This window comes from Bradyrhizobium sp. LTSP885 (genome assembly GCF_000938305.1).
Taxonomy (GTDB): Bacteria; Pseudomonadota; Alphaproteobacteria; order Rhizobiales; family Xanthobacteraceae; genus Bradyrhizobium.
On the sequence record NZ_JYMT01000034.1, the window covers coordinates 105,198 to 130,535 of the forward strand.

Sequence of the window (25,338 nt, forward strand, 5' to 3'; positions counted from 1 at the left end):
GGACAGCCCGCCGGCTACGGCAAAGCTGCGCATTCTTGAGCGGAAATAGCGTGGCGGTCTGCGCGAGCTGCGAGATACGCGTTCGCTAAAGCCCCAGCCGGTCCCGCACCCGCCCGGTCAGCACCGCGGCGGTGACGCCGACGCGCCAGAACGGATGCATCGGGATCGGCTTGATGCCGGTCACGGGCATGTCGATCTCGGCCTTGTCGCCGCCAATCAAACGGCGCGCGAGCTGGGCGCCCATCGCGGTCGAGAGCGCGACGCCGCGGCCGTTGCAGCCGAGCGAGACCAGCAGATTCTCCGCTGGCTCATGGACATGCGGATAGTGATCGGCGGTAATCGCAAGACGGCTGTTCCAGCCATGGGTCCAGCTGACGCCTTTGAGCTGCGGCCAGAGCCGCTCGGCGTAACGCATGAGATAGGCGACGTCAGATGGGCGATCGATCCAGCGCATCGGGCCGCGGCCGCCCATCAGCAGGCGATTACGCTGGTCGATCCGGTAATAGACCGTGATGTGGCCGCTCTCGTAGAGCACCGGACGGCTCGGCATGATCGCGCGTGCGACGTCGTCCGACAGCGGCGCCGTGCAGGCGATCGACGAGAACACCGGAACGATGGTGCGGCGGAGCGCCGGCCAGAGATCGTCCGTAAAACCGTTGGTGGCGAGCAACACCTTGTCGGCATGCACGACGGCGCGTGGAGTCTCGATCCGCCAGCGGCCGCCATCGCGGCGCAGTGACACGGCCTGTGTCTCGCCATGGACGGCAACACCGGCGCCGATCGCGGCGCGCGCCAGCCCGCGCACATAACTCAGCGGATGCAGATCGCCGCCGCGCGCATCCTGCATGGCGCTGAGATAGCGGTCGCTGCCGGTGATCTCGCGCATCTCGGCTGCATCGAGCAGTTTTACGGGCATGCCGCGCGCGATGCATTGCTTCGCTGTCGTCGCGATCGCGGCGGCGCTGGCCTCGTTATAGGCGGCACGCAGCGTGCCGTTCTGCCGCGCCTCGCACGGAATCTGGTAGCGGCGGATCAGGTCGAGCGTGAAATTGGTGGTGCCATAGGCGAAGTCGATCATGCGGCGGCCGAGATCGGCACCGAAATCGGCTTCGATCTGATCCGGATCGTGCTTCAGCCCGGGATTGATCTGGCCGCCATTGTTGCCGGAGGCGCCCCAGCCCGGCTCCTGCGCTTCCAACACGGTGGCTAATACCCCCTGCTCGGCAAGATGCAGCGCGGTGGAGAGCCCGGTGAAGCCGCCGCCGATGATCGCGACCGGCACGCTCTTGTCCACTGTGAGCTGAGGCGTCGGCACCGGCGGCACGGCGGTGTCGGCATAAAGGCTCGGCGGCAGCGGCAGGCGGACGGGTGCGTTCATGGAAGCGGACCGGATGATTTAAAGCGGATGCAACACGCGGCGCAGAAAATCCTGGGTGCGCGGGTGCTGCGGCTGGTTGAGAACGGATTTGGCGGCGCCCTGCTCGACGATGACGCCACCGTCGATGAACAGCACGCGGTCGGCGACGTCGCGAGCAAAACCCATTTCGTGGGTGACGACGACCATGGTCATGCCGTCGTCAGCGAGCTTGCGCATCACCGAGAGCACGTCACCCACCAATTCAGGATCGAGCGCCGAGGTCGGCTCGTCAAACAAAATCGCCTTCGGCTGCATGGCGAGCGCACGCGCGATCGCGACGCGTTGTTGTTGGCCGCCGGACAACTGCGGTGGGTGCACGTCGGCCTTCTCGGCTAGCCCGACCTGCGCGAGCAGCGCGCGGCCGCGCGCGAGCGCCGCAGCGCGCGGCTCCTTCTTGACATAGAGCGGCCCCTCGATGACGTTCTCCAGCGCGGTGCGATGCGGGAACAGATTGAAGCGCTGGAACACCATCGACACCTGGGTGCGGACCGCGACGATCGAACGGTCGTTGCGATCGACCCGCGCACCCTCGACCGAGATGTCGCCGGCATCGTAGCTTTCCAACCCGTTTATGCAGCGCAGGATCGTCGACTTGCCAGAGCCCGACGGACCGATGATGCAGACCACCTCGCTCTTGGCGACCGAGGCGGTGATGCCCTTCAGCACCTCGACCTTGCCGAAGCTCTTGTGAACGTCCTTGAGCTCGATCATTTCCGGTTCGCCTTGTTCTCGAAATGACGAACCAGCAGGATCAACGGAATGCTCATGGTCAGGTACATCAGCGCGACGAGCGTGAACACGCTGGTGTTCTTGAACGTCGACGAGGCGATCAGCTTGCCCTGCAGCGCCAGCTCCGCGACCGTGATCGTGGATGCCTGCGAGGAATCCTTCAGCATCATGATCATGACGTTGCCGTAGGGCGGCAGCACGATCTTGACCGCCTGCGGCAGCACCACGCGGCGCATGGTGAGCCACCAGCCCATCCCGATGGTCTGCGCCGCCTCGATCTGGCCCTTGTCGATCGCCTCGATGCCAGCGCGGAAGTTCTCGGCCTGATAGGCCGAATAGGCGATGCCGAGCCCGATGATCGCGGCCTGCAGCGCCGTCAGCGCGACGCCGAAATCGGGCATCACGAAATAGATGTAGAACAGCAGCACGATGATCGGAATGCCGCGGATCACATTGATCACCACGGCACTGACGCCAACGAGGATGCCGATGCCCGACACCCGCATCATCGCCCACAGCAACCCGAGCACGGTCGACAGCAAGAGCGAGCCAATCGTGACGACGACGGTCAGCCAGACGCCCTGCAGCAGGATCGGTACAAACTCGACGGCGTCGCTAAAGAATTTTTGCATTTGATCATATCACGCGAGCGTCATTGCGAGGACCGCCAGCGACGAAGCAATCCATCTTTCGGAGCGTTCGGCGCGAATGGATTGCTTCGCTTGGCTCGCAATGACGTGGAGGGGACACATGCTCTCAGGACGCGTTGGCTTTCTGGCCCCATTTCTCCAGGATCTTTGCGATGGTGCCGTTGGCCTTCAGCTTGGCAAGCGAAGCGTTGATCTTTGCCAGCAGCTCGGTGTCGCTCTTGCGGATGCCGATCGCCACCGTACCGACGGTAGCCGGCTTGTAGCTGTCGACCAGGCGCACGTCGGCGAAATTGCCCTGCTGCAGATTGTAAGCGAGGATCGGATAGTCGGCGAAACCGGCCTTGAGGCGGCCCGCATTGACGTCGCGCAGGATGTCCGGGATGTTGTCGTAGACCTTGACCTCGCTGAACAGCCCGGTCTTCTTCAGCGCGTCGACGAACGCGGTGCCGACCTGGGCGCCGACCACCGTGCCCTTCAACTCCTCCTGCGACATGTACGCCTTCGCGTCGGCCTTCGGCACCACCAGGCCCTCGCCATAGGTGTAGACGGCATCGGAGAAGTCGATCACCTCCTTGCGCGCCGCGGTGGCGAACATCGCGGCCGCGATGATGTCGATCTTGTTTGCGGTCAGCGAGGGGATCAGCGCCGAGAACTGCATCGGCTCGATCTGCACGGCAAAGCCGGCGTCCTTGCCGATTTCGGTGGCGAGATCGACCATGATGCCTTGAATGGTGTTGGTCTTGGTGTCGAGGAAGGTGAAGGGGATGCCGGTCGGCGTCGAGCCGACCTTCAGCGTTTGCTGCGCCTGGGACGGCGCGCTCAAGGCCAGGGTCGAGACAATGGCAAGGACCGCGGCGGCGGCCGTGACGAGACGCTGAAAGGACATCGCAAGTGCTCCCGAAGCTGACCCCGGCGCCGCGTCGCCCGTTTGCTTCGAGCTTATGGTTGCGAACGACGCTGTTCCGGCCTATTTTCACCAATATGAAATTGTGGTCACGGAATCGCGAGCAATGCAAGCGGTTTTCATGCACATGAAGGAAGCGGCCTGACGTGAGCGGCGGCAAGAGAATGCGCAAAGGGACGGCAGTTCGGCCCGCGGCCACGCGGCGCGCGGCGAAAAAGCCGGCCGAACCGGCGGTGGATCTCGCGGTCGGCCGCCGCATCCGCGACCTGCGCCGTGCCCGAGCGATGTCGCTTGAGGTGGTCGCGGCGCGCGCCGATCTTTCGATCGGCTTCATCAGCCAGATCGAGCGCGGCCTGTCGTCGCCCTCACTGCGCGTGCTGGCGACGCTGGCCGACGTGCTCGGCGTCGGCATCGCCGGGCTGTTCGGCGCGACGCCGAATGATGACGGCGCCTCGAACGGCGTCGTCACCCGCGAGGTGCAGCGCGCCGAGCTGAAGCTGTGGCGCACCGGGATTTCAAAACAATTGCTGAGCCCGGCCGGCACCGAGAGCCGGCTCAATCTGTTCCTGGTGCGTCTCGAACCCGGCGGCAACACCGGCGACGAGTTCTATACCCATGACGGCGAGGAAGCCGGCCTCGTGCTCGAGGGCGAGATGATTCTGACAGTCGACGCCGAGACCTGGACGCTGAAGCAGGGCGACAGCTTTCGATTTGCGAGCCGGAGGCCGCACCGGTTTTCCAATCCGGACGGTGATGCGAAGGCCGTGGTGCTGTGGGTGAACTGCGTGACGGCTGCGGGGTAGCCCGTCGTCCCGGCCTTGTGCGCAATTGCGCACGAGGGCCGGAACGAGCACTTACTCCACCTCGGCATCGAGCCGCATCAGGCCGTCGCTGTCGAACAACTGAAGCCTGGCGTCGTTCGCGACGACCACAAGGCAGAGTTCGCGCGCGTCGGTTTCGTTCAGCGTGCGGCAAAAGCGGTCGCGGTCATCGACGCGCCAGGTCCCCGTCCAGCGCTCGCGCCGCGCGGGGCCGGCGAGGATCGACATGGTGCCGTCGGCGCGCAACTGCCAGGCAAAAGGGCCGCCCTTGAGCCATTTGCCGACCGCGAGCGTTTTGCCTGACAGTGCCGACGTTAGCGCACCGCCCGAAAGGCGCGTGCCGGCGGCATGCGCCAGCGCGACATCGGGGCCGGCGTCGCGGTCGCCGGCGGCCGACAGCACAAGCCAAAGCAGCCGCGCCATCTGACGGAAGTTCGGCTCCGGTCTGTGCGGCAGGTCGCTGTTGACCCGGTGGACGATGACGAGATCGTAGGCCGGGATCACGAACGCGTACTGCCCCTCCGCGCCGATCGCCTCATAGCTGCCGGCCGGCACGTTCACCGTCGGCGCACCCATGTCGCGGGGAAATCCGATCCACCACAGATAGCCATAGCCGAGACCCGGGCCGATCTCGGCAAACGCGTCCGAATAGGACTGCGTGCTCTCGCGCACCCACGCGCTCGGCACCAGCTGACGGTCCTTCCAGCGCCCGTCGTGCAGATAGAGCAACGCAAAGCGGGCGAGATCGCGCGCGCTCATGCGAATCGGATAGGCGGGGTGATCGGAGTCCTTGCCCCTGAAATATTCGCCGTCACCCGGCTGATAGTCCTGCATGCCGATCGGGCGGGCGATCTTCTGGTCGAGAGAAGTGAAGATCGATTGCATGGTGGCGCGCTCGTAGATCGAGCCGAGCGCATTGAAGTCCCAGTTGTTGTAGTACCAGAACGTCCCCGGCAAATGGCTGCCGCGCGGCGGTCGCAGCTTCGCCATGCCCGGCGTTTCATAAAGCGCGGCGTGATAGATGCCCGAGCGCGCCTTCAGGAGATCGACGACGGTTGCTGCCTTCTCGGTCTCGGTGAGACCAGGAGAATTGTCGTCGATGCCGAGGCTGCCGAGCGTTGCGTTGAGATCGATCTCGTGCTTGTCGACCGCGATCCCGATCAGCGCGCTGAGCAGGCTCTTGCGGATGGAATGCAGGTTGGACTTGACCGCAGTGTCGCCCCACTCGGCCACGATACGGCCGTGCTGAACGATCATGACCGCGGCGGTCGGCGCGAGCTGTTGCGACCAGGCTTTGGCCTCGGCGAGTGTCTCGGCCGACCAGCCGGCCGCTTCCGGCGTGGTGGTTTCGAACGCTGCGCCGGGAAAATTGTCGGCGATGGCGACGGATTGATCCGCTTGCGTCGCGGCGGTGCCGAGGACGAGCACCGCGAGGGCGAAGACGATTCCGCGAGCAGCCCGGATTGCACGATGGCCGTTCAATGTCCCCTCCGTATCGCATGCGCTGACCGCGCTCGCGATACGGATAGCAGATGTAGTCCCACCGCAGAAGTTACCGTAAGTTTAGTCGCGCGCGATATCACCCATCACCAGTTCCTCGATCCGGATCGGAAACCGCCGGACGCGGATGCCGGTGGCGTGCCAGACGGCGTTGGCCACGGCACCGGCGCTGCCGGTGATGCCGATCTCGCCGACGCCCTTGATGCCGAGTGCGTTGACATGCGGATCGTGCTCGTCGACCGTGATGACGTCCATCGGCGGCACGTCGGCATTCACAGGCACATGATACTCGGCGAGGTTGGCGTTCAGGATGCGGCCCGAGCGATGGTCCGTCACCGCTTCCTCGTGCAGCGCGAACGACATCCCCCAGATCATACCGCCATAGAGCTGGCTCCTCACCATCAAGGGATTGATGATGCGGCCGGCGGCAAACGCGCCGACCATCCGCGTTACGCGGATCTGGCCCAGATCAGGATCGACCTTGACCTCGGCGAACACGGCGCCATGCGCGTGCATCGCATATTGCGACTGCGCCGCCGGATCGGCAGCACCAGTGCCGCTGGCGTCGATCTCGGCAAGGCCGGCGCGCATGAGGATATCGGCATAGCCGTCGCTGCGCGTCTCGTCATCCCGGCGATAGAGCCGTCCTTGCCGCGCGACCACGCCGGCATTGCCGGCGCCGAACAGCGGCGAGCGCTCATCCGAGGTCGCGAGATCGGCGAGCTTGGCGATCACGGCCGCGCCGGCATTGTGGATCGCAGCGCCGACGGTTGCAGTGTGCGCCGAGCCGCCGGCGATGCCGGCGTCCGGCAAATCCGAGGTGCCGGACCTGAATGCGACCTGGTCGAAATCGAGCCCGAGCGCATCGGCCGAGATCTGCGCCAGCGCGGTCCAGGCGCCCTGCCCCATGTCATGCGCGCCGGTCTCCATCACGCCGCCGCCGTCGGCACGAAGCACAGCGCGTGCATTGCCCTGGAACATCAGCGCGGGGAAGGTCGCGGTACCCATGCCCCAGCCGACCAGATGGCCGGCTTCATCGCGCATCTGCCTTGGTGCGAGCGGCCGCCGCGCCCAGCCGAATCGTTCGGCGCCTTTGGCGTAACACTGCCGCAGCGCCTTCGATGAGAACGGCTTTCCGGTGGTCGGCTCAACCTCGGCGTAGTTTTTTAAACGGAACGCCAGCGGGTCGATGCCGCAGGCGAGCGCCATCTCGTCGATCGCGCTCTCCAGTGCGATCGATCCGGTGGCCTCGCCCGGCGCGCGCATGAACAGCGGCGTGCCGGTGTCGACGCGCACGGCCTCATGTGAAGTCCGGATCGCCGGGCTCGCATACAGCGTGTGCGAGGCATCGGCCGCGGGCTCATAGAAATCGTCGAAGCTGGAGGTGGTGATTTTGGCGTGATGATCGATCGCGGTCAGCAGGCCATCATCGTCAGCGCCGATGCGCAGCCGCTGCCGGGTCGGCGCGCGATGGCCGACCGGGCCGTACATCTGGCCACGGCGCAGCACCAGCTTGACCGGACGCCCGACCAGCTTGGCGGCCATGACGCCGAGCACCTGCGGCCCGGACACCAGCCCCTTGGAGCCGAAGCCACCACCGAGGAACGGGCTGTTGACGTGGATGTTGCCTGGTGGAATGCCGAACAGCCCGCCGATCCGCATCTGCGCCATCGCCATGCCCTGGCTCGGCGTGTCGATGAACAGGCGGTCGCCATCCCACACCGCGACGATCGCGTGCGGCTCCATCGCGTTGTGATATTGCACCGGGGTCTCGTAGGTCGCGTCGATCTGCTTTGATGCCGCCGCGAAACCCGCATCGATATCGCCGTGAACGACCTCGGCCGGATTGCCGATCCCGACCACCGGCGGCACGTAGCTCTCGCCGGCGTCGAGGCCGACCCGCGCGATCTCGACCTGATAGCGCGGCGACAACAGCGCAGCGCCCTCGGTCGCGGCTTCCAGCGTCTCGGCGATCACGACGGCGATCGCCTGGTTGGCGTAGCGCACCTCGTCGTTCTGCAAGAGCTCCATGCGGAACGCGAACGGATTGCCCTTGGCATCGGGGTCTTCGGCGAGTCGTGGTTTATGCGCTGATGTCATCACGTCGATGACACCGGGATGGCGTTTTGCGGCGGCGACATCGAGCGATTTGACGCGGCCGCGCGCGACGCACGAGGTCGCAATCACAGCGTAGAGCATGCCGGGCGGATGATTGTCGGCGGCATAGCGGGCCTTGCCCGTCACCTTCAAGACGCCGTCGGTGCGGGTCAGCGGCTGGCCGATGCTGGAGCCGTGCCTGAGATGGGCGGGGTCGCGGGTCAGATGGATCTCTGATGTCATGCGCTACGCTCCTGTAACCGATGAGAAGGGAGAGCCGGGCAGCGCAGCAATACGATCCGGCGTGCCTGCGGCGGCGAGCGCGAGCGCGCGCACGACGATGCGCTGCGCGAGCTCGATCTTGAACGCATTGTCGCCGGACGGTTTTGCCTCTGCGAGCGCGGCGCGTGCCGCCTCGCGATAGGCAGCAATATCCGGCGCGGCACCTGCGAGCACCTGCTCGGCCTCGCGCGCCCGCCACGGCTTTGCCGCGACACCGCCGAGCGCAAGCCGCGCCTCGCGGATTTTGCCATCCTCGATGCGCAAGCCGGTCGCGGCCGACACCACGGCGAAAGCGTAAGACGTACGCTCGCGCACCTTGATGTAGCGTGCATGCGCGGCAAAGCCTTGCGCCTCCGCCGGCAGGCGTAGCGCGACGATGAGATCACCGGGCTCCAGCGCGGTCTCGCGCTCCGGCGTATCGCCGGGCAGACGATGCAACGCCTCGAGCGGCAGCTCGCGCCGCCCGCTTCTGCCCTCGATCTCGACGACCGCATCGAGCGCAACCAGCGGCACACAGAAATCGGACGGATGGGTCGCGATGCAGCCCTCGCTCCAGCCGAGCACCGCATGCAGGCGGTTCTCGCCGTGCCGTGCATCGCAGCCAGCGCCCGGCCAGCGTCGGTTGCAGGCGCTGGCCGCGTCGTAGAAATAGGCACAGCGCGTCCGCTGCATCAGATTGCCGCCGACGGTCGCGGCGTTGCGCAACTGCGCAGAGGCGCCCGACAACAGCGCCTCGGCGACCGCCGGATAGCTGCGCGCAAACTCGGCGTCATGCGCCAGGTCCGCATTGCGCACCAGCGCGCCAATGCGCAGAGATCCGTCGGCGAGACGTTCGATGCGGTCGAGCCCCGGCAGGCGCGTGACGTCGACCAGGCGGCTCGGCCGGCTGATCCCGCCCTTCATCAGGTCGAGCAGATTGGTGCCGGAGGCGAGATAGGTCGCGCCCTGTTCGGATGCCGCCGCGATCGCCTCGGATACGCTGGCCGGCCTGATATAATCGAAATTCATCATGCGGAGCGCCTCTGTTTGCTAGCGGTGATGTCAGCCTGTGCCTCGAGCACGGCCTCGGTAATCCCTTGATAGGCGCCGCAGCGGCAGAGATTGCCGCTCATGCCTTCGCGCACCCGCTCCGGGTCGTCACCGGCCTGGCCTTCCTCGATCAGGCCGATCGCGCTGATGATCTGGCCCGGCGTGCAGAAGCCGCACTGAAAACCGTCATGCGCGATGAAGGCGGCCTGCACCGGATGCAGCTGGTCGCCGCGCGCGATGCCCTCAATCGTCGTGATCTCGGCGCCGTCATGGCTGACCGCGAGCGCGAGGCAGGAATTGATCCGGCGTCCGTCGACCAGGATGGTGCAGGCGCCGCACTGGCCGCGGTCGCATCCCTTCTTGGTTCCGGTGAGGTCGAGGCGCTCGCGCAGCAGATCGAGCAGGGTAACGCGGGGATCATCGAGCGCGATGTCACGACGAACGCCATTGATGGTCAGACTGATGGGGAGATTCATGCAGGGCTCCGATCCGTGTATGGTCGGTGGAATCGAGGCAACGCCGTCCCGTGGCTGCCGATCCAAAATCGGCGCGCCTTGTCAGGCCGGGTGCTGGTCGCCATATACGGAGGCGTCCTCCGGTTAACAAGGGAGGGTGAAAAGAAAAAACAATGGCCGGTCCATCAACAGACATTGTCCGCAAGCCGCGAGCCGACGGCGTGCGCAACCGCGAGCGTGTGCTGGAAGCGGCAAAGACGGTGTTCTCAGCCGGCGGCAGTGAGGCTAGCCTGGAAGCCGTCGCACGGCAGGCCGGCGTCGGCATCGGCACGCTCTATCGTCACTTCCCGACCCGCGAAGCACTGTATGAGGCGGTCTATCGCCGCGAGGTCGAGCAGCTCGGCGATCTCGCCGAGCAACTGCAATGCGCGCCCGAACCTGTCGACGCGCTGCGGCGCTGGCTGCGCGCCAATGTCGAATTCGTCGCCACCAAGAAGGGCATGGTGGCCGCGCTGGCGCTGGTCGCGGCCGGCTCGAGCGAACTGCACGCCTATTCGTTCGATCGCCTGACCAAGGCCATCGGCACGCTACTCGCACGCGCGGTCGCAGCCGGCGAGATCCGCGGCGACATCAGCGCCGACGACGTGCTGCGCGCCCTGATCGGCATGTGCTACATGCACGACCAGCCCGGCTGGCAGGCGACCGCGCTGCGGCTATTGGATGTGTTCGTGGATGGGCTGCGCGTGTGGCCGATGGATACGATGGCAGGCTCGCAACGACCGAAACCAGCGCGCAAGAAAACCAGCCTCAAATCATCGCGCTAGACTAGCCGGCGGTTCGCGTAGCCCGCATGAGCGAAGAGATATGCGGGACGACTGCCCCGGATATCGCTACGCTCATCCGGGCTACGGTCGACGACGGCCACCGCCCTTCCAGCTACGGGCGTCCGGTGCGTGGCTGCAGCCATCTCATAATGATCTCGTGCGGCGTTCGCCGGCTGCGCGCCAAATCGTGCCGCTGCAGCGCGGCTTTTGCGAAGCCCGATGCCTGCTCACTGGATTGTCGTTTTTCGTGCGCCAGCAACATCCACTCACGAATGACGGCGCGTCGTACCTTGGACATCTGGATTTTCCTTTCTGGGCGGAGCGGTGTTCTGCGCTGTGCAACCGGCGGCGCGTCAGGCCGCCAATTGCAGCGGATAGGCCTGCGATCTGCTCGCCGACAGCGCGCAACCGCATTGATGCACGATGCCCTGCTCGACCACGAAGCCGCGTCTCTCCAGCGACGCACGCAGGCTCTGGTTGGCCGAGGACTTCTGCGCATCGACCCAGACCACCAGCACCGCACGGGCACTAAGGAAATTCGTCAACCAGTCCAAGGTCGGTTCAAGTGCGTGAAGCGTGCGCCGACGCCAATCGACCAGCGCGACCTCATATTGACCGGCCGGACGGCCGCAATTGCCCGTCGCTGTCGCGCGCAGATAGCCGCGCCGATGCAGTTCAAGCATCAATTCCATGCTCCTTGAGCCGGCCACGACGATGCGCTGCTGCGTCGAGCAGCCGGCAAGCGCGATCATCGGTTCGATAATTCTGTCGCCGGTGGCAACCTGAAGCGAAGACATGACATTCACCTGTTCTCGTTCGTTCTCGCCTGTTCGGGCCGATCGTCGGATGGCACGTTGTGGCGCGAGGGCGCTTGAATCAGAGGTCAATATCTTCAGGGCGGGATATGAATTCGAGAGCGCTGCATGCGCCGCGGCATATGAGCCGCATAAGATCGCGGGCAGGTCGGCCGACGGCAGCCCGGATGTCGCTTTCGCTCATCCCGGCAAAGCTAGCTGTTGGATGTGTTCGTGGATGGCTTACGGGTGCGGGCGGCGAGCGGCGAGCGAGGCAACCTCGACGGCAAAACTTGCGAAGAAGGCCAATCGAAAGCCATCGCGCTAGCCCAGGAATTCAGCGCACAACAAAGCCGGCTACGGAACAGGCCATGCCAATGTCTAAAAGTGCACAGACGAGCTGGTGTGCGTTCCGCTAGACGGTCGGCATTGCCAAGTCTTGAGCATACTCGCGATCAGCCCGGCCATCGCGCCGGGCTTTTCGTCACCTGTCCCTGATACCCTTCGGCAGATGTGCCGAAGGGTCAGCGCTTGGGCCTGCCGCCCGCACATTTGCGTGGCGCGGTCACGGGTTACGAAAGGCCCCGCTGAGCGCGGGGCCTTTTTGCGATCACTGCGGATTCGTGGTCGTGCCGGTGTTGTTACCCGGCAGGTTCGACGTCCCGGTCCCCGTGGCGGGATTGCTGTTCGGGGTTGTCGAATCATTCGGCGTCGCGGTGCTTGGGGTGTTGTTCAGGTTGCCGGTGGTGCTGCCGGGCGGATTGCTCATCCCGGATGAGCCTGTTCCCATACCGGTCGTGCCGCCTGTTCCTGTACCGGTCGTGCCGCCTGTTCCCGTGCCGGTCGTGCCGCTGGTGCCCGAAGAGCCTACGCCGGTTCCTGCTCCGGAACTGCCAGTCCCGCTGCTCGCGCCGCCGGCACCACCTGCTCCGCTACCAGCACCACCACCGCCCGCAGCGAAGGCAAGCGAGGTGGATAACATCATGGCCGTAGCCAACCCGATCGTTGCCAATTTCTTCATACGAAGTCCCTTTTTGTGAGCTGGTTCGAACGGAGGCAACGTGCGCCGCAGGGCCACGTTCCTACACGTTCCGAACATGTGAAGGGATCTTCCGTCTGCGCAGCGATCGACAAAGCGTGTGGGGAACATCGCGTCGGCGGGCTTGTTGAAACGAATCGCAAGGGGGAGAATCCATCAGCATGAAAACGCTTCAAATGCAGCCAGTAGCCCGGATGAGCGAAGCGACATGCGGGATCGGACGCAAAACCCGGATGTCGCCTCGCTCATCCGGGCTACGGTTGCTGACAAGGCCGTCAACGCGACCGATAGAGATCCGGCCGGACGATCTCCATGAAGCGCGACGGGTTGCCGAGCGCTTCGAAGCCGAATTGGCGATACAATCCATGGGCGTCCGACGTCAGAAGGAGGAGGCGCCTCAGGCCTTGTAAGTCCTCGTGCTCAACGACGCAGCGCATCAGCCATTTCGACAGGCCCTTGCCGCGATGTGCTTCGAGGATGAATACATCGGCCAGCAATGCGAATGTCGACTTGTCGGTGACGACACGGGCCAAGCCGATCTGCGCGGCACCATGATACACACCAAAGCAGAGCGAATTCGCGATCGCTCGCTCCACGACCGTTCTCGGGATCCCGGGCGACCAATAGCTCTCCTCCGCCAGGAATTTGTGAATGACCTCCACGTCGAGGCGGTGCGGATCGATCGATATCTCGTATCCGCCGGGCATCTGCTGCGTCTGCATCCATTTGGCTCCTTCGATGATGCCGGCGCGCTGACGGGAAAACGCCTTTACCCAAATCGATGGTCGTAGCGGCTGATCGACAGATCCTTGGTGTCGATCTCGGGCGTCTTGCCGGAGAGCAGGTCGGCCAGCACCCGGCCTGAGCCGCAAGCCATGGTCCAGCCCAGCGTGCCGTGCCCGGTGTTGAGGTGCAGGTTGGCATAACGCGTCGCACCGATCACGGGCGGTCCGTCCGGCGTCATTGGGCGCAGGCCGCTCCAGAACGTCGCTTTGGCGAGATCGCCGCCGCGCGGAAACAGATCGGTCAGCGAATGATCGAGCGTCGCGCGCCGCGCATCATAGAGCTTGGTCGAATAGCCCGATATTTCCGCGGTGCCGCCGACGCGGATGCGGTCGCCGAGCCGCGTCACCGCGACCTTGTAGCTCTCGTCCATCACGGTCGAGACCGGCGCGCCATCGGCATCGGCGATCGGCACCGTGATCGAATAGCCCTTCACCGGATAGACCGGCAGCGAAATGCCGAGCGGCCGCACCAGTTTCGGCGAATAGCTGCCGAGCGCGAGCACATAGGCGTCGGCCTGCATCACGCCGGCGCTGGTGGCAACGCCGGTGATGCGGGTGGCATCGGCGTTCAAGCCGTCGATGCCAACGTTGAAGTTGAAGCGCACGCCGAGCTTCTCGGCTTCCAGCGCCAGCGCCTGGGTGAACATGTGGCAGTCGCCGGTCTCGTCCTGCGGCAGACGAAGCCCGCCGACGAACTTGTCCTTCACGGCGGCCAGCGCCGGTTCGGCCTTGATGCAGCCGTCACGATCGAGCACCTCGAACGGCACGCCCGACTGCTTGAGCACGGCGATGTCGTCGCCGGTGTGATCGAGCTGGGCCTGATAACGAAACAGCTGCAGCGTGCCCTGCTCGCGCTCGTCATAGCGGATGCCGATCTCGGCACGCAGCGCGCGCAGGCAATCGCGGCTGTATTCCGCGATCGGGATCATCCGGCTCTTGTTCACCGCGTACCGCGCCGTGGTGCAGTTGCGCAGCATCTTCAAGAGCCAGAGCCACATCACCGGATCGAGCTTGGGGCGGATCACCAGCGGGCCGTGCTTCATCAACAGCCACTTGACCGCTTTCACCGGCACGCCGGGACCGGCCCAGGGCGAGGAGTAGCCGGGCGACACCTCGCCGGCATTGGCAAAGGAGGTTTCGAGCGCGGGCTTCGGCTGGCGGTCGATGACCGTCACGTCATGGCCGGCGCGCGCAAGATAATAGGCCGACGTCACGCCGATAACGCCACTGCCGAGAACAAGGACTTTCACGCTTCCTCACATCCTGCAGCGGAAACGCGATCGCCGCTGCGAAAACAACTGCTTTCGCAACGGCGACAGCATGCTTCAGAGAAGCAATTATCAGGCCGCGCGCTTGATGGCGTCGCCGAGGATCGAGACGATGTCGTCGATATGAGTCTTCTCGACGATCAGGGGTGGCGACAGCGCAAGCGAGTCACCGCTCTGGCGGAAGTAGAGGCCACGATTGAAGCAATCCGTCATGACCTCGTAGCCGCGCGCACCGACGCCTTCGCTGCGCGACGAGAGCTCGACCGCGCCCATCAGGCCGATATTGCGGATGTCGACGACGTTCGGCAGGCCCTTCAGTGAATGCAGGCCATCGCGCCAGTAGTCGGCGAGCGAGGCGCCGCGCGTCAGCAGGCCCTCGTCCTTGTAGATGTCGAGCGTGGCAATGCCGGCGGCGCAGGCCACCGGATGCGCCGAATAGGTGTAGCCATGGAACAGCTCCATGGCGTTGTCCGGGCCGGTCATCAGCCCGTCATGGACCTGGCGGCTCGCGAACACCGCACCGCAGGGCACGGTACCGTTGGTGATGCCCTTGGCAGTCGTCATCATGTCGGGGGTGACGCCGAAGAAATTGGCCGCGAATGGCGTGCCGAGACGGCCGAAGCCGGTGATGACCTCGTCGAAGATCAAGAGGATGCCGTGCTTGGTGCAGAGTTCGCGCAAGCGCTGCAGATAGCCCTTCGGCGGCGGCAGCACGGCGGTCGAACCGGGCACCGGCTCGACGATCACGGCGGCGATGGTGTCGGCGCCATGCAGCGCCACCATCCGCTCGACGTCGTCGGCGAGTTCGGCGCCATGCTCCGGCTGATCCTTGGCGAAGGCGTTGCGGGCAAGATCATGGGTGTGGCGGATGTGGTCGACCCCCGGCAGATGGGTCGCGAACTGGCGGCGGTTGGCGACCATGCCGCCGACCGACAGGCCGCCGAAGCCGACGCCATGATAGCCGCGCTCACGGCCGATCAGGCGGGTGCGGGTGCCCTGCCCGTTGGCACGATGATAGGCCAGCGCGATCTTCAGTGCGGTGTCGACCGACTCGGAGCCGGAATTGGTGAAGAAGATCCGGTCGAGGCCCTTGGGCGCGATCTCGGCAAGCCGCTCGGCGAAATCGAACGCCAGCGGATGGCCCATATTGAACGAGGGCGCGAAGTCCAGCGTCGTCAGCTGGCGCTCGACGGCGGCGGCGATCTGCGAACGTCCGTGACCGGCATTGACGCACCAGAGGCCGGCGGAGCCGTCGATCACCTGCCGGCCATCGACGGAGGTGTAATACATGCCCTTCGCGGAGGAGAACAGCCGCGGCGCTTTCTTGAACTGCCGGTTGGCCGTGAACGGCATCCAGAACGAATCGGTCTTGATCGTGTTCGGAATCTGATGAACGGTCACGGCGGAGCTCCATTGCTGACTGAGCTAGTCGGACCACGCTTCCAGACACTCAACAAGTCCTTTTCTGCGGTGCCGCAACCCATTGATCTCATTGGGGCGGTCTGCGCATATTTGCGCGATCCGCAACACCTGCAACAGGGATTGGGCCATGAGCGTCGATATCGGTGGACGGCTGCGATTCATCCGCGCGCGCCACAAGCTGTCGCAGCGGGAGCTCGCCAAGCGCTCCGGCGTCACCAATTCGACCATCTCGCTGATCGAATCCAACCAGATGAACCCGTCGGTGGGTGCGCTCAAGCGCATCCTCGACGGCATCCCGATGGGGCTTGCGGAGTTCTTCGCGATCGAGCCGGAACGGCCGCGCAAGGCATTCTACCGCGCCGAAGAGCTGACCGAGATCGGCAAGAAGCCGATCTCCTATCGCCAGGTCGGCGACAATTTGTTTGGCCGGAGCCTGCAAATCCTCAAGGAGCGCTACGAGCCCGGCAGCGACACCGGACGGGTGCCGCTAGTGCATGAGGGCGAGGAAGGCGGTATCGTGGTGTCGGGCCGGATCGAGGTCACGGTCGACGACGAGCGGCGCGTGCTGAGCGCGGGCGACGCCTATTATTTCGAAAGCCGCCGCCCGCACCGCTTCCGCTGCATCGGCGCAAAACCCTGCGAGGTGATCTCGGCCTGCACGCCGCCGACGTTTTGAACCGGGCGTGCGCCTTCGAACCTTGCACGACGACGCCGAGACCAATCTTACGATCGCCAAATCCCCCTCGCGGAGCGCATTGCCATGTTCGGCCGAAACGGCATCCTGTCGCGCCTGATCGTCGCGGCATTTGTGCTGTGCGCCGGCACTGCGGCTCATGCGGAAAAACGCGTGGCGCTGGTGGTCGGCAATTCCGCCTATCAGGCCGCGCCGAAACTGCCGAACCCGGCCGGCGACGCCAGGCTGATGTCGGACACACTGTTGTCGCTCGGCTTCTTCGTGGTCGGCGGCGGCGCCCAGACCGATCTCGACAAGGCCGGCTTCGACCATGCGCTGCAGGCCTTCGGCCGTGAATTGATCGGCGCCGACGTGGCGCTGTTCTATTATGCCGGCCACGGCGTCGAGACGCACGGCCTGAATTATCTCGTGCCAGTCGACGCCAATCCGACCGACGAAGGCGACGTCTTCATGCAGGCGATCGGCATGGCCGGCGTACTCGACCAGATGGAGAAATCCGGCGCCAAGGTCAATCTCGTGCTGCTCGATGCCTGCCGCAACAATCCGTTTCGCGGTCGCGGCGTCCGCTCGACGACCGGCGGCCTCGCACAGATGCAGGCACCGCCCGGCACGCTGATCTCGTTCGCCACCCAGCCGCGCAGCGTCGCCCTCGACGGCGACAACGGCCACAGCCCCTACACGCGCGCGCTTGCCGCCACCATGCAGCACCAGGGCTATGGCCTGTTCAAGACCTTCAACGAGGTCGGGCTGGCGGTCGAGAAGGCGACGCATGGCGACCAGTTGCCATGGGTCGCATCCTCCCCGATCGCGTCCAGCTTTTACTTCGCCGGCAAACCGGCACGAGCGCAAACCGTGCAGGCCGCGCTGACGCCGGAAACGAATGCGTCGCCGGCACGGCCCTCGGACGAGGCGCTACGCCGCGACCTCATCACCGACTGCGACCGCCTCGCAGCTCAGCCCTACGACCTCGGGCACGACGCGAGCCTGCCCGGCGTCGATCTCGACAAGATCAATATCCCTGAGGCGACAGCGGCCTGCAACGCGGCGATGCAGACCTATCCGGATGTCGGACGCTTTGCCTTCGAAGCCGGCCGCGTGGCCTCCGCGCGGAAGGATTATGCAGAGGCGCGCCGGCTGTTCGACAAGGCCGTTGCGTCGGGCTATCCGCTGGCACTGCATAATATCGGCGTGATGTATGAGAGCGGCGACGGCGTGGCGCTGAACAACGCCGAAGCCGCGCGCTGGTACAAGAAGGCGGTGGCACTCGGCGAGCCAATTGCGATGGTCGATCTGGCCTGGCTGTACCAGACCGGCGAAGGCGTGGCCAAGGATTGTGCGGAGGCGATCCGGCTGAACGACGCCGCGATCCAGACCGGCAATCCCGACGCCATGAACAATCTCGGCCTGCTCTACCTGGATGGGCAGTGCGTCCGCCGCGACTATGCCGAGGCGCACCGCCTGTTCGAACAGGGCGCCGCGCTCAACAATGCCGCCTGCATGAACGGGCTCGGGGTGGTCTACAACGAAGCCCGCGGCGTTCCGCGCGACACCAAGCTTGCGCGCGAATGGTTCGAGAAATCAGCCGCGCTCGGCAATCCCCAGGCGAAGCAGAACCTGCGCGGCATGCGGCACTGACGTCAAAGTGAGCGCAGCAACGCATCCGGCGCCGATGCCGGCGGCAAACTTCGTTGCTCGTGCCGGAAACCGGCCTAGGATGTCATGCGTAACAGCTTGCATCCGATATGGAGCCCCTCATGCGCGCCATCGCTCTCATCGCCGCCATCCTGTTCGCTTTTGCCTCGCAAGCCACGGCTGACGACCTCACGGCCGCCGCGCGGGGCGTGATCCGCGCCCAGGAGCGAGCGCTCGGCCAGGACGATGCCGCGGCGGCCTATTCCTATGCCTCGCCCGGGGTCCAGGCGATCTTTCCGCAGGCCGACATCTTCATGTCGATGGTGCAGAAAGCCTACCCACCGGTCTATCGCCACAAGAGCTTCGAGTTCGGCGAGACGCGCGCCGACGGCGACCGGATCGCACAGCAGGTCCACATCGTCGACGCCAATGGCGAGGCATGGGAGGCGCTCTATACGCTGGAGCGGCAAGCCGACGGCAGCCTGAAGATCACCGGCTGTTCGCTGCTGAAGGCAGGTCAGTCGGTATGACCTGCTTCACATCCGGCTACGGCCGATTGCCGCGCCGGCGAAAACAATTCGTGATTCGCGCCTAGGTTGCCGCATCATTATCGTTAGACCGGACGCCGGCGCGCTCTGCGCGCGGCGCAATGGACCCTGCTCCGGCGGAGGAGGCCGCAACGCCCGACACATCGATCACCCTGCAGATCCTGCTGCGCCGCGAATGGCGAACGCCGGACGGCGTCGCGAAGGCGCTCGATGTGCTCCGCGCGAACGGGCTGACGCCGACCGGCTCGGGCGCGGCCACGATCTCGGCCACGATCCCGGTGGACAGATTTGAGCAGATGTTCGGGGTCAAGGCGACGCAAGTCGCGCCACAGCCGCCTGATCGAGCGGACTTTGGCCGGTCCGGCGGATACGTCTCGCCGGATTTGAAAGTCCCAGACCCGCTCGCCGCATGCGTCGACAGCATTTCGGCAGCGCCATCACATTCCTACTATTGAAGGTCGTTTCGCTTTCGCCGTCACGCATTGCTTTTGGACATCATTTGCCCGTCGTGAAAAGGGATTTGAGCCATGTATGCCTACAAGCACGCCACCGCGTCGCCGCGCGACGAAAAATTCGCGTCTCCCTCCGAAGAGCTTCGTCTGGCCGTGACCTTCAAGCGCCCGGGCGGCCATGATGGACCGACGAAATTCATGCCGCCGCTCTCGCTGTCGACGGTCGCCGAATTCAAGCCTGATCCGATGGCCGTCGACGAGGCCTTGTACCATCTCAGCCGTCTCGGCTTCCGTCCGACCCGGCGCGGCAATTTCACCGCATCGGTGCGTTGCAGCCGCGCGCTGTTCGAGCAGACCTTCAGCACCCAATTGTCGGCGGTGCAGCTCGACCGCAAGGTCGACTACGCGTTCCCCTCGCTCTATTACCCCGCCGAGGGCGCGCCCTGGTCGATGCCGCCGGACCTCGGCCGTCTGATCGACGACGCCTATATCCAATGGCCGCATATCTATATGGGCCGCAAGACGAAGGTCCGCAGCACCGGCAGCGCGAAGGTGGCGGCGAAAGCGCGTGGCAGCGCCAGGCGCGCCGACACGATGGCAGACGCCGCCGCGGCGCGGCTCCCGTCGCTGAAGCCGCCGACACTGAACTACTTCCATCTCTCGGTGCCCGACGGCGTCGCCGGCCAGTTGAACGCCGACAAGGTCCACAAGGCCGGCACCACGGGAAAGGGCGTCCGCGTCGTGATGGTCGACACCGGCTTTGCGCACAGCCATCCCTATTTCGCCGGCAAGGGCTACACAACGTCGGTCGATCTGGCGCCGCATGCCAGCAATGACGCAACCGATGTCAACGGCCACGGCACCGGCGAATCCGCCAACATGCTCGCGGTCGCGCCTGGCATCACCTTCATCGGCATCAAGGTCGACAACGACGGCGATCCGCGCGGCGGCGCCAGCATGCTGGAGGGATTCCAGCAGGCGCTGCTGCACGATCCGCAAATCATCTCGCTCAGCATGGGCTTCGATCTGCGCAACACCGACGGCACGCAGATGAGCGAGTTGCCGAACAACATGGCGGCGCTCGAGGCCGAGATCCAGGCCGCGATCGCGCGTGGCATCATCGTGGTGTTCTCGGCCGGCAACGGGCATTTCTCGTTCCCCGGCATGATGCCGAACGTGATCTCGGCCGGCGGCGTGTTCGTCGACCAAACCGGCAGCATGCAGGCGTCCGACTATGCAAGCGCGTTCCAGAGCAAGATCTATCCGGGACGCGCGGTGCCGGATTTCAGCGGGCTGGTCGGCATGTTGCCGAATGCAAGCTATATCGAGCTGCCGGTGCCGCCCGGCTCCGAGACCGATCGCGAACAGGCTGCGCCCGACGACGGCCCCGGCGACGGCACCGCGCCCGACGACGGCTGGGGCGTCTTCAGCGGGACCTCCGCGGCGGCGCCGCAACTCGCCGGCGTCTGCGCGCTGCTGCTGGAGAAGAATCCAAAATTGTCGCCGGCGGACGCCAAGGCGATCCTGCGACGCACCGCGCGCAGCGTGACCAAGGGAGCGGCCAATCCCACCAGCAGCGACGACAATGTCGGCGAACCGGCCTCGACCAGCGACACCGGCGCAACCGGCGCCGGCCTGATCGACGCGTTCGCCGCGTTCCAGCAGCTCTAGGCGAGCGCCAGCCGCTGCCGCGCGCGCATCAGGAGCAGCAGCATGATGGCGACGTTGAGCAGGTTCCAGGCCAGCCCATTGACGAAGGCCGCGGCGTAGGAGCCGGTGGCGTCGAAGATCACGCCGGAGATCCAGCCGCCGAACGACATGCCGAACACCGAGGCGAAGATCACGATGCCGATGCGGGTCGCTGCCTCCGAGGCCGGCATCGCCTCGCGCACGATGATCGCGTAGCTCGGCACGATGCCGCCCTGGAACAGGCCGAACATCGCCGAGATGAGGTAGAGCGAACTCAGGCTGTCGAAGAACAGGTAGAACAGCAGCGCGGAGCCCTGCGCGATCGAGCCGATCAGCAGCGTGCGGATGCCGCCGATCCTGTCGGCAAGGAAGCCCGATCCGATCCGGCTGATGATGCCGAAGCCAAGCATCAGCGACAGCATCTCGGCGCCGCGCGCCACGCCATAGCCGAGATCGCCGCAATAGGCGACGATGTGGACCTGCGGCATCGACATCGCCACGCAACACGAGATCGAGGCCAGCGCCAGGATCCCGGTCAACGCATTGGTGGAGAGCTTGAGATCGACCCGCGGCGGCGGCGCGTTGACATGGCTGCGCCTGACAGCCGCGCCCATCAACAGGCGCAGCACCAGAAGCGCGAGCACCATCGTAACAGCGGTGAAGATGCCGATCGCAACGTGGGTGGTGCGCCAGCCAAAACTCTGCATGCCGAAATTGACCAGCGGCGGCCAGACCGCGCCGCCGATGTAGTTGCCGCTCGCCGCGATCGCGACCGCAAGCCCGCGATAGCGCTCGAACCAGTGCGAGGCCTCCGCCATCAGCGGCCCGAAAGTCGCCGCCGACGACAGGCCGATGGCGAAATGCAGGAAGATGAAGGCCCAGATCGACGGCGCGTAACCGACCAGGATGTAGCCGAGGCCGAGAATACCGATCCCGGCGCCGATCGCTGCAACGATGCCGTAGCGGTCGCTGATCTTGCCGGTCACCACCTGGCCGAGGCCGAAGCCGAGCATCACCATGGTGTAAGCGAGCGAGGCGGTCCCGCGCGTTGTGCCGAAGTCGGACTGCACCGCTGGCAGCGCCACCACCACCGACCACATGCCGACGCTGCCGAGCGAGCCGATGATCACGGCAACAGCAAGCCGCAGCCATGCCCGGCGAGAGTCGGGAATGAACTGATCTGATTTGGGGAGGAATTGAGAAGAAATTTCCACGGCGGGCGCAACTTCGTCGGCAATTGCCTCCGGGTCAAGCCACATTGCCGCGGGATTAGGCATGCAGGAGCGAGGGGACGTCGCTCCGCGCCAAGCCGTGTGTCGACGCGGAAGATCAATTCCCGAAATTCGGATCCTGCGCCTGGAATGGACCGCACTTGGCGCCGGTTCCGAACCGCTTGTCGAAATCAACCGTACCTCCGCCAACGGGAATGTGTGTCGGCGGCAGGCCCCGCGTGAACTGGTCGACGATCACCGTCTTCTTGTCCGCACTCATCGTGATGCGCGCCGGCTCGAGACCCTTGCCCTTGTTCGCTGCTGTCAGGTCGAGCGTGTAGTAGCCGGCCACCGTCTGGCCCGCGCGCATGCCGGGATCGGCAAAGACAACCGATTGCGGAAGATAGACCTCCATGCGTACGCCGTCGCCTTCACAAGCCAGCATGCGGATCATCCACGCTTTGTCGTCGGGAAGCGTTGCCGTCTCCGCTGACGCGGACAAAAGTGTCAGGGCCGCGGCAAGACCGATGACCATGACTCGATCTGTTCTGTTCGACATGGATCCCCTCAAGAGGATGTTTCAGCGTTTCGTCTGACGCCGGGTTCCGGAAGTTCAGGCCGTCGCGTCGACGGCGGCGCGGGCAGCCATGGCCCCTCGCGTCGACTGGCGGCCACGCTGACACCTTGTCGCGACCGAAAACGCCGGGAATGACGGGCCCTTAAGGCCTTTATTAACCCTTTGCTAACCATACACCCGGCAAGAATTGCCGAGTGAAGTCGAGTGTCGTCGATTGCGTATAACGGGAGGAGATCCCCCGTGGACGCCAGTGCGGTGCCTCACTTTCGGAACGGCGGCCCAGCGGCCGTCGCGCAGACGCTTGGCGGCCGCAGCCGTCAATCGCGAGGGAAAGCGGCTACCATGGTCGACGTCACGGCGGGTCAGGGTACGGCAGGCAAGAGCGGACTGCCGAGCCTCAGTGAGATCGTTGATACCTTAAGGCGCGGCGATCTCGCGCTGGCGCTCGGCGTCATCACCATCCTGGTGGTGCTGATCCTGCCGCTGCCCTCGATCGTGCTCGACCTGTTCCTGGCAGTTTCGATCACGATCTCGATCCTGATCCTGATGACCTCGCTGTTCATCCAGGCGCCGCTGGAATTCTCGTCGTTCCCGACCATCCTCCTGATCTCGACCATGATGCGGCTGTCGCTGAACATGGCCTCGACCCGGCTGATCCTGAGCCATGGTCACGAGGGCACCGCCGCCGCGGGCCACGTCATCGAGGCGTTCGGCAACTTCGTGATGGGCGGCAACTTCGTGATCGGCATCATCGTGTTCGCGATCCTGGTGATCGTGAACTTCGTGGTCATCACCAAGGGTTCGGGCCGCATCGCCGAAGTCGCGGCGCGCTTCCAGCTCGACTCGATGCCCGGCAAGCAGATGGCGATCGACGCCGACCTGTCCGCCGGCCTGATCGACGAGAAGGCCGCCAAGGATCGCCGCAAGGCGCTGGAGGATGAAAGCGGCTTCTTCGGCGCCATGGACGGTGCTTCGAAATTCGTCCGCGGCGATGCGATCGCGGGCCTCTTGATCGTCTTCATCAACATCGTCGGCGGCATCATCATCGGCGTCGCCCAGCAAGGACTGGGCTTCGGCGAAGCCGCCCGCACCTACACCGTGCTGACCGTCGGCGACGGCCTCGTCACCCAGGTGCCCGCCCTGATCGTCTCGACCGCCGCAGGCCTTCTGGTCTCCAAGGCCGGCATCACCGGCGCCGCCGACAAGGCGCTGATGCGCCAGCTCTCCGGCTATCCGCAGGCGCTCGGCATGTCGGCCGGCGTCATGCTGGTGCTGTCGCTGCTGCCGGGCATTCCGATGCTCCCGTTCATGCTGCTGGGCTCCGGCGCCGCGGCGCTGGCCTGGAGCGCACGCAACCGCAAAAGGGCGGCTGTGGCCGCCGAAGCCGCCGCTGCTGCGGCCCCCGCCGCTGCGGCCGCCGCCGCTGCGGCCGCGGACGAGCCGATCTCCAGCGCGCTGAAGATCGACGACCTCAAGATCGAGCTCGGCTACGCGCTGCTGCCGCTGGTCAACGGCCCCGACGGCACCGACCGCTTGACCGAGCAGATCAAGGCGCTGCGCCGCCAGCTCGCCGTCGAGATGGGATTTGTGATGCCGGCGGTGCGCATCCTCGACAACGTGCAGCTCGAGGCCAACAGCTACGTCATCAAGATCAAGGAGGTCGACGCCGGCACCGGCAAGATCTGGCCGAACCAGTTCATGGTCATGGACCCCGGCGGCAACCAGGTCCAGGTACCCGGCATCCACACCATCGAGCCGACCTTCGGCCTGCCGGCGACCTGGGTCGACGCCGGCCTGAAGGAAGAGGCCGCGCTGAAAGGCTACACCGTCGTCGACGCGGCCACAGTGCTGTCGACGCATCTGACCGAGCTGCTCAAGACCAACATGTCGGACTTGCTGTCCTACGGCGAGGTGCAGAAGCTGCTCAAGGACCTGCCGAAGGAGCAGGCCGAGCTGATCAAGGACATCGTGCCGGGCCAGGTCACGGTGTCGGGTATCCAGCGCGTGCTGCAGCTCTTGCTCGCCGAACGCATCTCGATCCGCGATCTCTCGACCATCCTCGAAGGCATCGCCGATGCGCTGGCGTTCTCGCGCAACCCGAGCACCATGGTCGAGCACGTCCGTGCCCGGCTGGCGCGGCAGATCTGCGCCCAGAACACCTCGCCGAACGGGTACCTGCCGCTGATCGCGCTGTCGGCGCGGTGGGAGCAGGCGTTCGCCGAGTCGATCATAGGCACTGGCGACGAGCGCAGCCTTGCGATGCAACCCTCCAAACTCTCGGAGTTCATGACCGCCGTCCGCAACGCCTTCGAGCAGGCGGCGCGTGAAGGCGAGGCGCCCGTGCTGGTGACCTCGGCGGCGATCCGGCCGTTCGTCCGCTCGCTGGTCGAGCGGTTCCGCTCGCAGACCACCGTGCTGTCGCAAGCCGAAATCCATCCCCGGGCCAGGCTGAAGACGGTCGGTAGCGTCTAGAGAGGCCGATTCCGATGGAAGCGGAATGGACCTCTAGATTCTTGTTT

At 65.3% G+C, this 25,338-nt stretch carries 23 protein-coding genes; 8 read left to right on the forward strand and 15 right to left on the reverse strand.

From position 1 onward, the window contains the following. Window positions 1-85 precede the first annotated feature (85 nt). From UP09_RS21285 to UP09_RS21300, 4 genes are all read right to left on the reverse strand, one after another. Entirely contained in the window at window positions 86-1,378 is a 1,293-nt protein-coding gene (locus UP09_RS21285) for an NAD(P)/FAD-dependent oxidoreductase (protein WP_044540239.1), read from the reverse strand. Window positions 1,379-1,396: 18 nt separating this feature from the next. Beyond that, entirely contained in the window at window positions 1,397-2,128 is a 732-nt protein-coding gene (locus UP09_RS21290; protein ID WP_044540240.1) for an amino acid ABC transporter ATP-binding protein, read from the reverse strand. After that, window positions 2,125-2,778, reverse strand: a complete 654-nt coding sequence (locus UP09_RS21295; protein ID WP_044540241.1) for an amino acid ABC transporter permease — start codon at window positions 2,776-2,778, stop codon at window positions 2,125-2,127. Before UP09_RS21295 ends, UP09_RS21290 begins: the two co-directional genes overlap by 4 nt. A gap of 124 nt (window positions 2,779-2,902) precedes the next feature. Further along, window positions 2,903-3,682 carry an ABC transporter substrate-binding protein gene (locus UP09_RS21300; protein WP_044540242.1) on the reverse strand — a complete coding sequence of 260 codons (780 nt, stop codon included), beginning with the start codon at window positions 3,680-3,682 and terminating at the stop codon, window positions 2,903-2,905. Between the two features lie 182 nt (window positions 3,683-3,864). On the opposite strand from UP09_RS21300, the gene UP09_RS21305 reads away from it, so the two are divergent. Then, window positions 3,865-4,503 carry a cupin domain-containing protein gene (locus UP09_RS21305; RefSeq protein WP_044540243.1) on the forward strand — a complete coding sequence of 213 codons (639 nt, stop codon included), beginning with the start codon at window positions 3,865-3,867 and terminating at the stop codon, window positions 4,501-4,503. Window positions 4,504-4,554: 51 nt separating this feature from the next. On the opposite strand, the gene UP09_RS21310 is transcribed toward UP09_RS21305, so the two are convergent. The 4 genes from UP09_RS21310 to UP09_RS21325 all read right to left on the reverse strand — a co-directional run bounded on the left by UP09_RS21310 (window position 4,555) and on the right by UP09_RS21325 (window position 9,905). Beyond that, window positions 4,555-6,003: a serine hydrolase domain-containing protein gene (locus UP09_RS21310; protein WP_063840153.1), complete on the reverse strand. Its 1,449-nt coding sequence runs from the start codon at window positions 6,001-6,003 to the stop codon at window positions 4,555-4,557. Between the two features lie 81 nt (window positions 6,004-6,084). Next, complete coding sequence (locus UP09_RS21315; protein WP_044540244.1) at window positions 6,085-8,361, reverse strand: xanthine dehydrogenase family protein molybdopterin-binding subunit; 2,277 nt, start codon at window positions 8,359-8,361, stop codon at window positions 6,085-6,087. 3 nt (window positions 8,362-8,364) lie between these two features. Beyond that, window positions 8,365-9,411 carry an FAD binding domain-containing protein gene (locus tag UP09_RS21320; RefSeq protein ID WP_044540245.1) on the reverse strand — a complete coding sequence of 349 codons (1,047 nt, stop codon included), beginning with the start codon at window positions 9,409-9,411 and terminating at the stop codon, window positions 8,365-8,367. Continuing rightward, a complete protein-coding gene (locus UP09_RS21325; protein ID WP_044540246.1) occupies window positions 9,408-9,905 on the reverse strand; it encodes a (2Fe-2S)-binding protein in 498 nt (165 codons plus the stop codon). The genes UP09_RS21320 and UP09_RS21325 overlap by 4 nt, the downstream gene beginning before the upstream one ends. A gap of 152 nt (window positions 9,906-10,057) precedes the next feature. Here UP09_RS21325 and UP09_RS21330 point away from each other — a divergent pair, with 152 nt between their 5' ends. Then, on the forward strand, window positions 10,058-10,708 hold the full coding sequence (locus UP09_RS21330; protein WP_044540247.1) for a TetR/AcrR family transcriptional regulator: 651 nt from the start codon (window positions 10,058-10,060) through the stop codon (window positions 10,706-10,708). Between the two features lie 353 nt (window positions 10,709-11,061). On the opposite strand, the gene UP09_RS21335 is transcribed toward UP09_RS21330, so the two are convergent. The 5 genes from UP09_RS21335 to aptA all read right to left on the reverse strand — a co-directional run bounded on the left by UP09_RS21335 (window position 11,062) and on the right by aptA (window position 15,995). Next, window positions 11,062-11,505, reverse strand: coding sequence for a hypothetical protein (locus tag UP09_RS21335; RefSeq protein WP_052833160.1), 444 nt, complete (start codon window positions 11,503-11,505; stop codon window positions 11,062-11,064). Window positions 11,506-12,112: 607 nt separating this feature from the next. Beyond that, window positions 12,113-12,523 (reverse strand): hypothetical protein, encoded by a 411-nt coding sequence (locus tag UP09_RS21340; protein WP_044540248.1) that lies wholly within the window; start codon window positions 12,521-12,523, stop codon window positions 12,113-12,115. A 293-nt stretch (window positions 12,524-12,816) separates the two neighbouring features. Next, complete coding sequence (locus tag UP09_RS21345; RefSeq protein ID WP_197082712.1) at window positions 12,817-13,263, reverse strand: GNAT family N-acetyltransferase; 447 nt, start codon at window positions 13,261-13,263, stop codon at window positions 12,817-12,819. Window positions 13,264-13,310: 47 nt separating this feature from the next. Beyond that, window positions 13,311-14,576 carry a D-amino acid dehydrogenase gene (locus UP09_RS21350; protein ID WP_044540249.1) on the reverse strand — a complete coding sequence of 422 codons (1,266 nt, stop codon included), beginning with the start codon at window positions 14,574-14,576 and terminating at the stop codon, window positions 13,311-13,313. Between the two features lie 90 nt (window positions 14,577-14,666). Beyond that, window positions 14,667-15,995, reverse strand: coding sequence for an omega-aminotransferase AptA (aptA, locus tag UP09_RS21355; RefSeq protein WP_044540250.1), 1,329 nt, complete (start codon window positions 15,993-15,995; stop codon window positions 14,667-14,669). Between the two features lie 148 nt (window positions 15,996-16,143). Here aptA and UP09_RS21360 point away from each other — a divergent pair, with 148 nt between their 5' ends. The 5 genes from UP09_RS21360 (at window position 16,144) to UP09_RS21380 (ending at window position 21,013) form a co-directional block, all read left to right on the forward strand. Next, window positions 16,144-16,692: a cupin domain-containing protein gene (locus UP09_RS21360; protein WP_044540251.1), complete on the forward strand. Its 549-nt coding sequence runs from the start codon at window positions 16,144-16,146 to the stop codon at window positions 16,690-16,692. An 84-nt stretch (window positions 16,693-16,776) separates the two neighbouring features. Then, window positions 16,777-18,345 (forward strand): caspase family protein, encoded by a 1,569-nt coding sequence (locus UP09_RS36385; RefSeq protein ID WP_052833161.1) that lies wholly within the window; start codon window positions 16,777-16,779, stop codon window positions 18,343-18,345. Window positions 18,346-18,464: 119 nt separating this feature from the next. After that, the gene (locus UP09_RS21370) at window positions 18,465-18,872 is read left to right on the forward strand and encodes a DUF4864 domain-containing protein (protein WP_044540286.1); all 408 of its coding nucleotides are present in this window, start codon (window positions 18,465-18,467) and stop codon (window positions 18,870-18,872) included. 119 nt (window positions 18,873-18,991) lie between these two features. After that, window positions 18,992-19,345 carry a hypothetical protein gene (locus UP09_RS21375; protein WP_044540252.1) on the forward strand — a complete coding sequence of 118 codons (354 nt, stop codon included), beginning with the start codon at window positions 18,992-18,994 and terminating at the stop codon, window positions 19,343-19,345. A 72-nt stretch (window positions 19,346-19,417) separates the two neighbouring features. Continuing rightward, window positions 19,418-21,013: a S8 family serine peptidase gene (locus UP09_RS21380; protein WP_044540253.1), complete on the forward strand. Its 1,596-nt coding sequence runs from the start codon at window positions 19,418-19,420 to the stop codon at window positions 21,011-21,013. On the opposite strand, the gene UP09_RS21385 is transcribed toward UP09_RS21380, so the two are convergent. Further along, entirely contained in the window at window positions 21,010-22,245 is a 1,236-nt protein-coding gene (locus UP09_RS21385; RefSeq protein WP_044540287.1) for an MFS transporter, read from the reverse strand. The two genes, UP09_RS21380 and UP09_RS21385, sit on opposite strands and share 4 nt — an antisense overlap. Before the next feature lie 115 nt (window positions 22,246-22,360). Further along, on the reverse strand, window positions 22,361-22,777 hold the full coding sequence (locus UP09_RS21390) for a hypothetical protein (RefSeq protein ID WP_245302100.1): 417 nt from the start codon (window positions 22,775-22,777) through the stop codon (window positions 22,361-22,363). A 384-nt stretch (window positions 22,778-23,161) separates the two neighbouring features. Between UP09_RS21390 and flhA the strand changes: the two genes are divergently transcribed. Further along, window positions 23,162-25,291, forward strand: coding sequence for a flagellar biosynthesis protein FlhA (flhA, locus tag UP09_RS21395; RefSeq protein WP_044540255.1), 2,130 nt, complete (start codon window positions 23,162-23,164; stop codon window positions 25,289-25,291). Window positions 25,292-25,338: the final 47 nt, after the last annotated feature.

Excerpts from the sequence above, each read along its gene's own strand:
- UP09_RS21320 (WP_044540245.1), bottom strand. The coding sequence starts at position 9,411 with ATGATGAATTTCGATTATATCAGGCCGGCCAGCGTATCCGAGGCGATC.
- UP09_RS21380 (WP_044540253.1), top strand. The coding sequence starts at position 19,418 with ATGTATGCCTACAAGCACGCCACCGCGTCGCCGCGCGACGAAAAATTC.
- UP09_RS21375 (WP_044540252.1), top strand. The coding sequence starts at position 18,992 with ATGGACCCTGCTCCGGCGGAGGAGGCCGCAACGCCCGACACATCGATC.
- flhA (WP_044540255.1), top strand. The coding sequence starts at position 23,162 with ATGGTCGACGTCACGGCGGGTCAGGGTACGGCAGGCAAGAGCGGACTG.
- UP09_RS21340 (WP_044540248.1), bottom strand. The coding sequence starts at position 12,523 with ATGAAGAAATTGGCAACGATCGGGTTGGCTACGGCCATGATGTTATCC.
- UP09_RS21295 (WP_044540241.1), bottom strand. The coding sequence starts at position 2,778 with ATGCAAAAATTCTTTAGCGACGCCGTCGAGTTTGTACCGATCCTGCTG.
- UP09_RS21285 (WP_044540239.1), bottom strand. The coding sequence starts at position 1,378 with ATGAACGCACCCGTCCGCCTGCCGCTGCCGCCGAGCCTTTATGCCGAC.
- UP09_RS21390 (WP_245302100.1), bottom strand. The coding sequence starts at position 22,777 with ATGGTCATCGGTCTTGCCGCGGCCCTGACACTTTTGTCCGCGTCAGCG.
- UP09_RS21335 (WP_052833160.1), bottom strand. The coding sequence starts at position 11,505 with ATGTCTTCGCTTCAGGTTGCCACCGGCGACAGAATTATCGAACCGATG.
- UP09_RS21345 (WP_197082712.1), bottom strand. The coding sequence starts at position 13,263 with ATGCAGACGCAGCAGATGCCCGGCGGATACGAGATATCGATCGATCCG.
- UP09_RS36385 (WP_052833161.1), top strand. The coding sequence starts at position 16,777 with ATGTTCGGCCGAAACGGCATCCTGTCGCGCCTGATCGTCGCGGCATTT.
- UP09_RS21360 (WP_044540251.1), top strand. The coding sequence starts at position 16,144 with ATGAGCGTCGATATCGGTGGACGGCTGCGATTCATCCGCGCGCGCCAC.
- UP09_RS21300 (WP_044540242.1), bottom strand. The coding sequence starts at position 3,682 with ATGTCCTTTCAGCGTCTCGTCACGGCCGCCGCCGCGGTCCTTGCCATT.
- UP09_RS21370 (WP_044540286.1), top strand. The coding sequence starts at position 18,465 with ATGCGCGCCATCGCTCTCATCGCCGCCATCCTGTTCGCTTTTGCCTCG.
- UP09_RS21305 (WP_044540243.1), top strand. The coding sequence starts at position 3,865 with ATGCGCAAAGGGACGGCAGTTCGGCCCGCGGCCACGCGGCGCGCGGCG.
- UP09_RS21325 (WP_044540246.1), bottom strand. The coding sequence starts at position 9,905 with ATGAATCTCCCCATCAGTCTGACCATCAATGGCGTTCGTCGTGACATC.
- UP09_RS21315 (WP_044540244.1), bottom strand. The coding sequence starts at position 8,361 with ATGACATCAGAGATCCATCTGACCCGCGACCCCGCCCATCTCAGGCAC.
- UP09_RS21330 (WP_044540247.1), top strand. The coding sequence starts at position 10,058 with ATGGCCGGTCCATCAACAGACATTGTCCGCAAGCCGCGAGCCGACGGC.
- UP09_RS21290 (WP_044540240.1), bottom strand. The coding sequence starts at position 2,128 with ATGATCGAGCTCAAGGACGTTCACAAGAGCTTCGGCAAGGTCGAGGTG.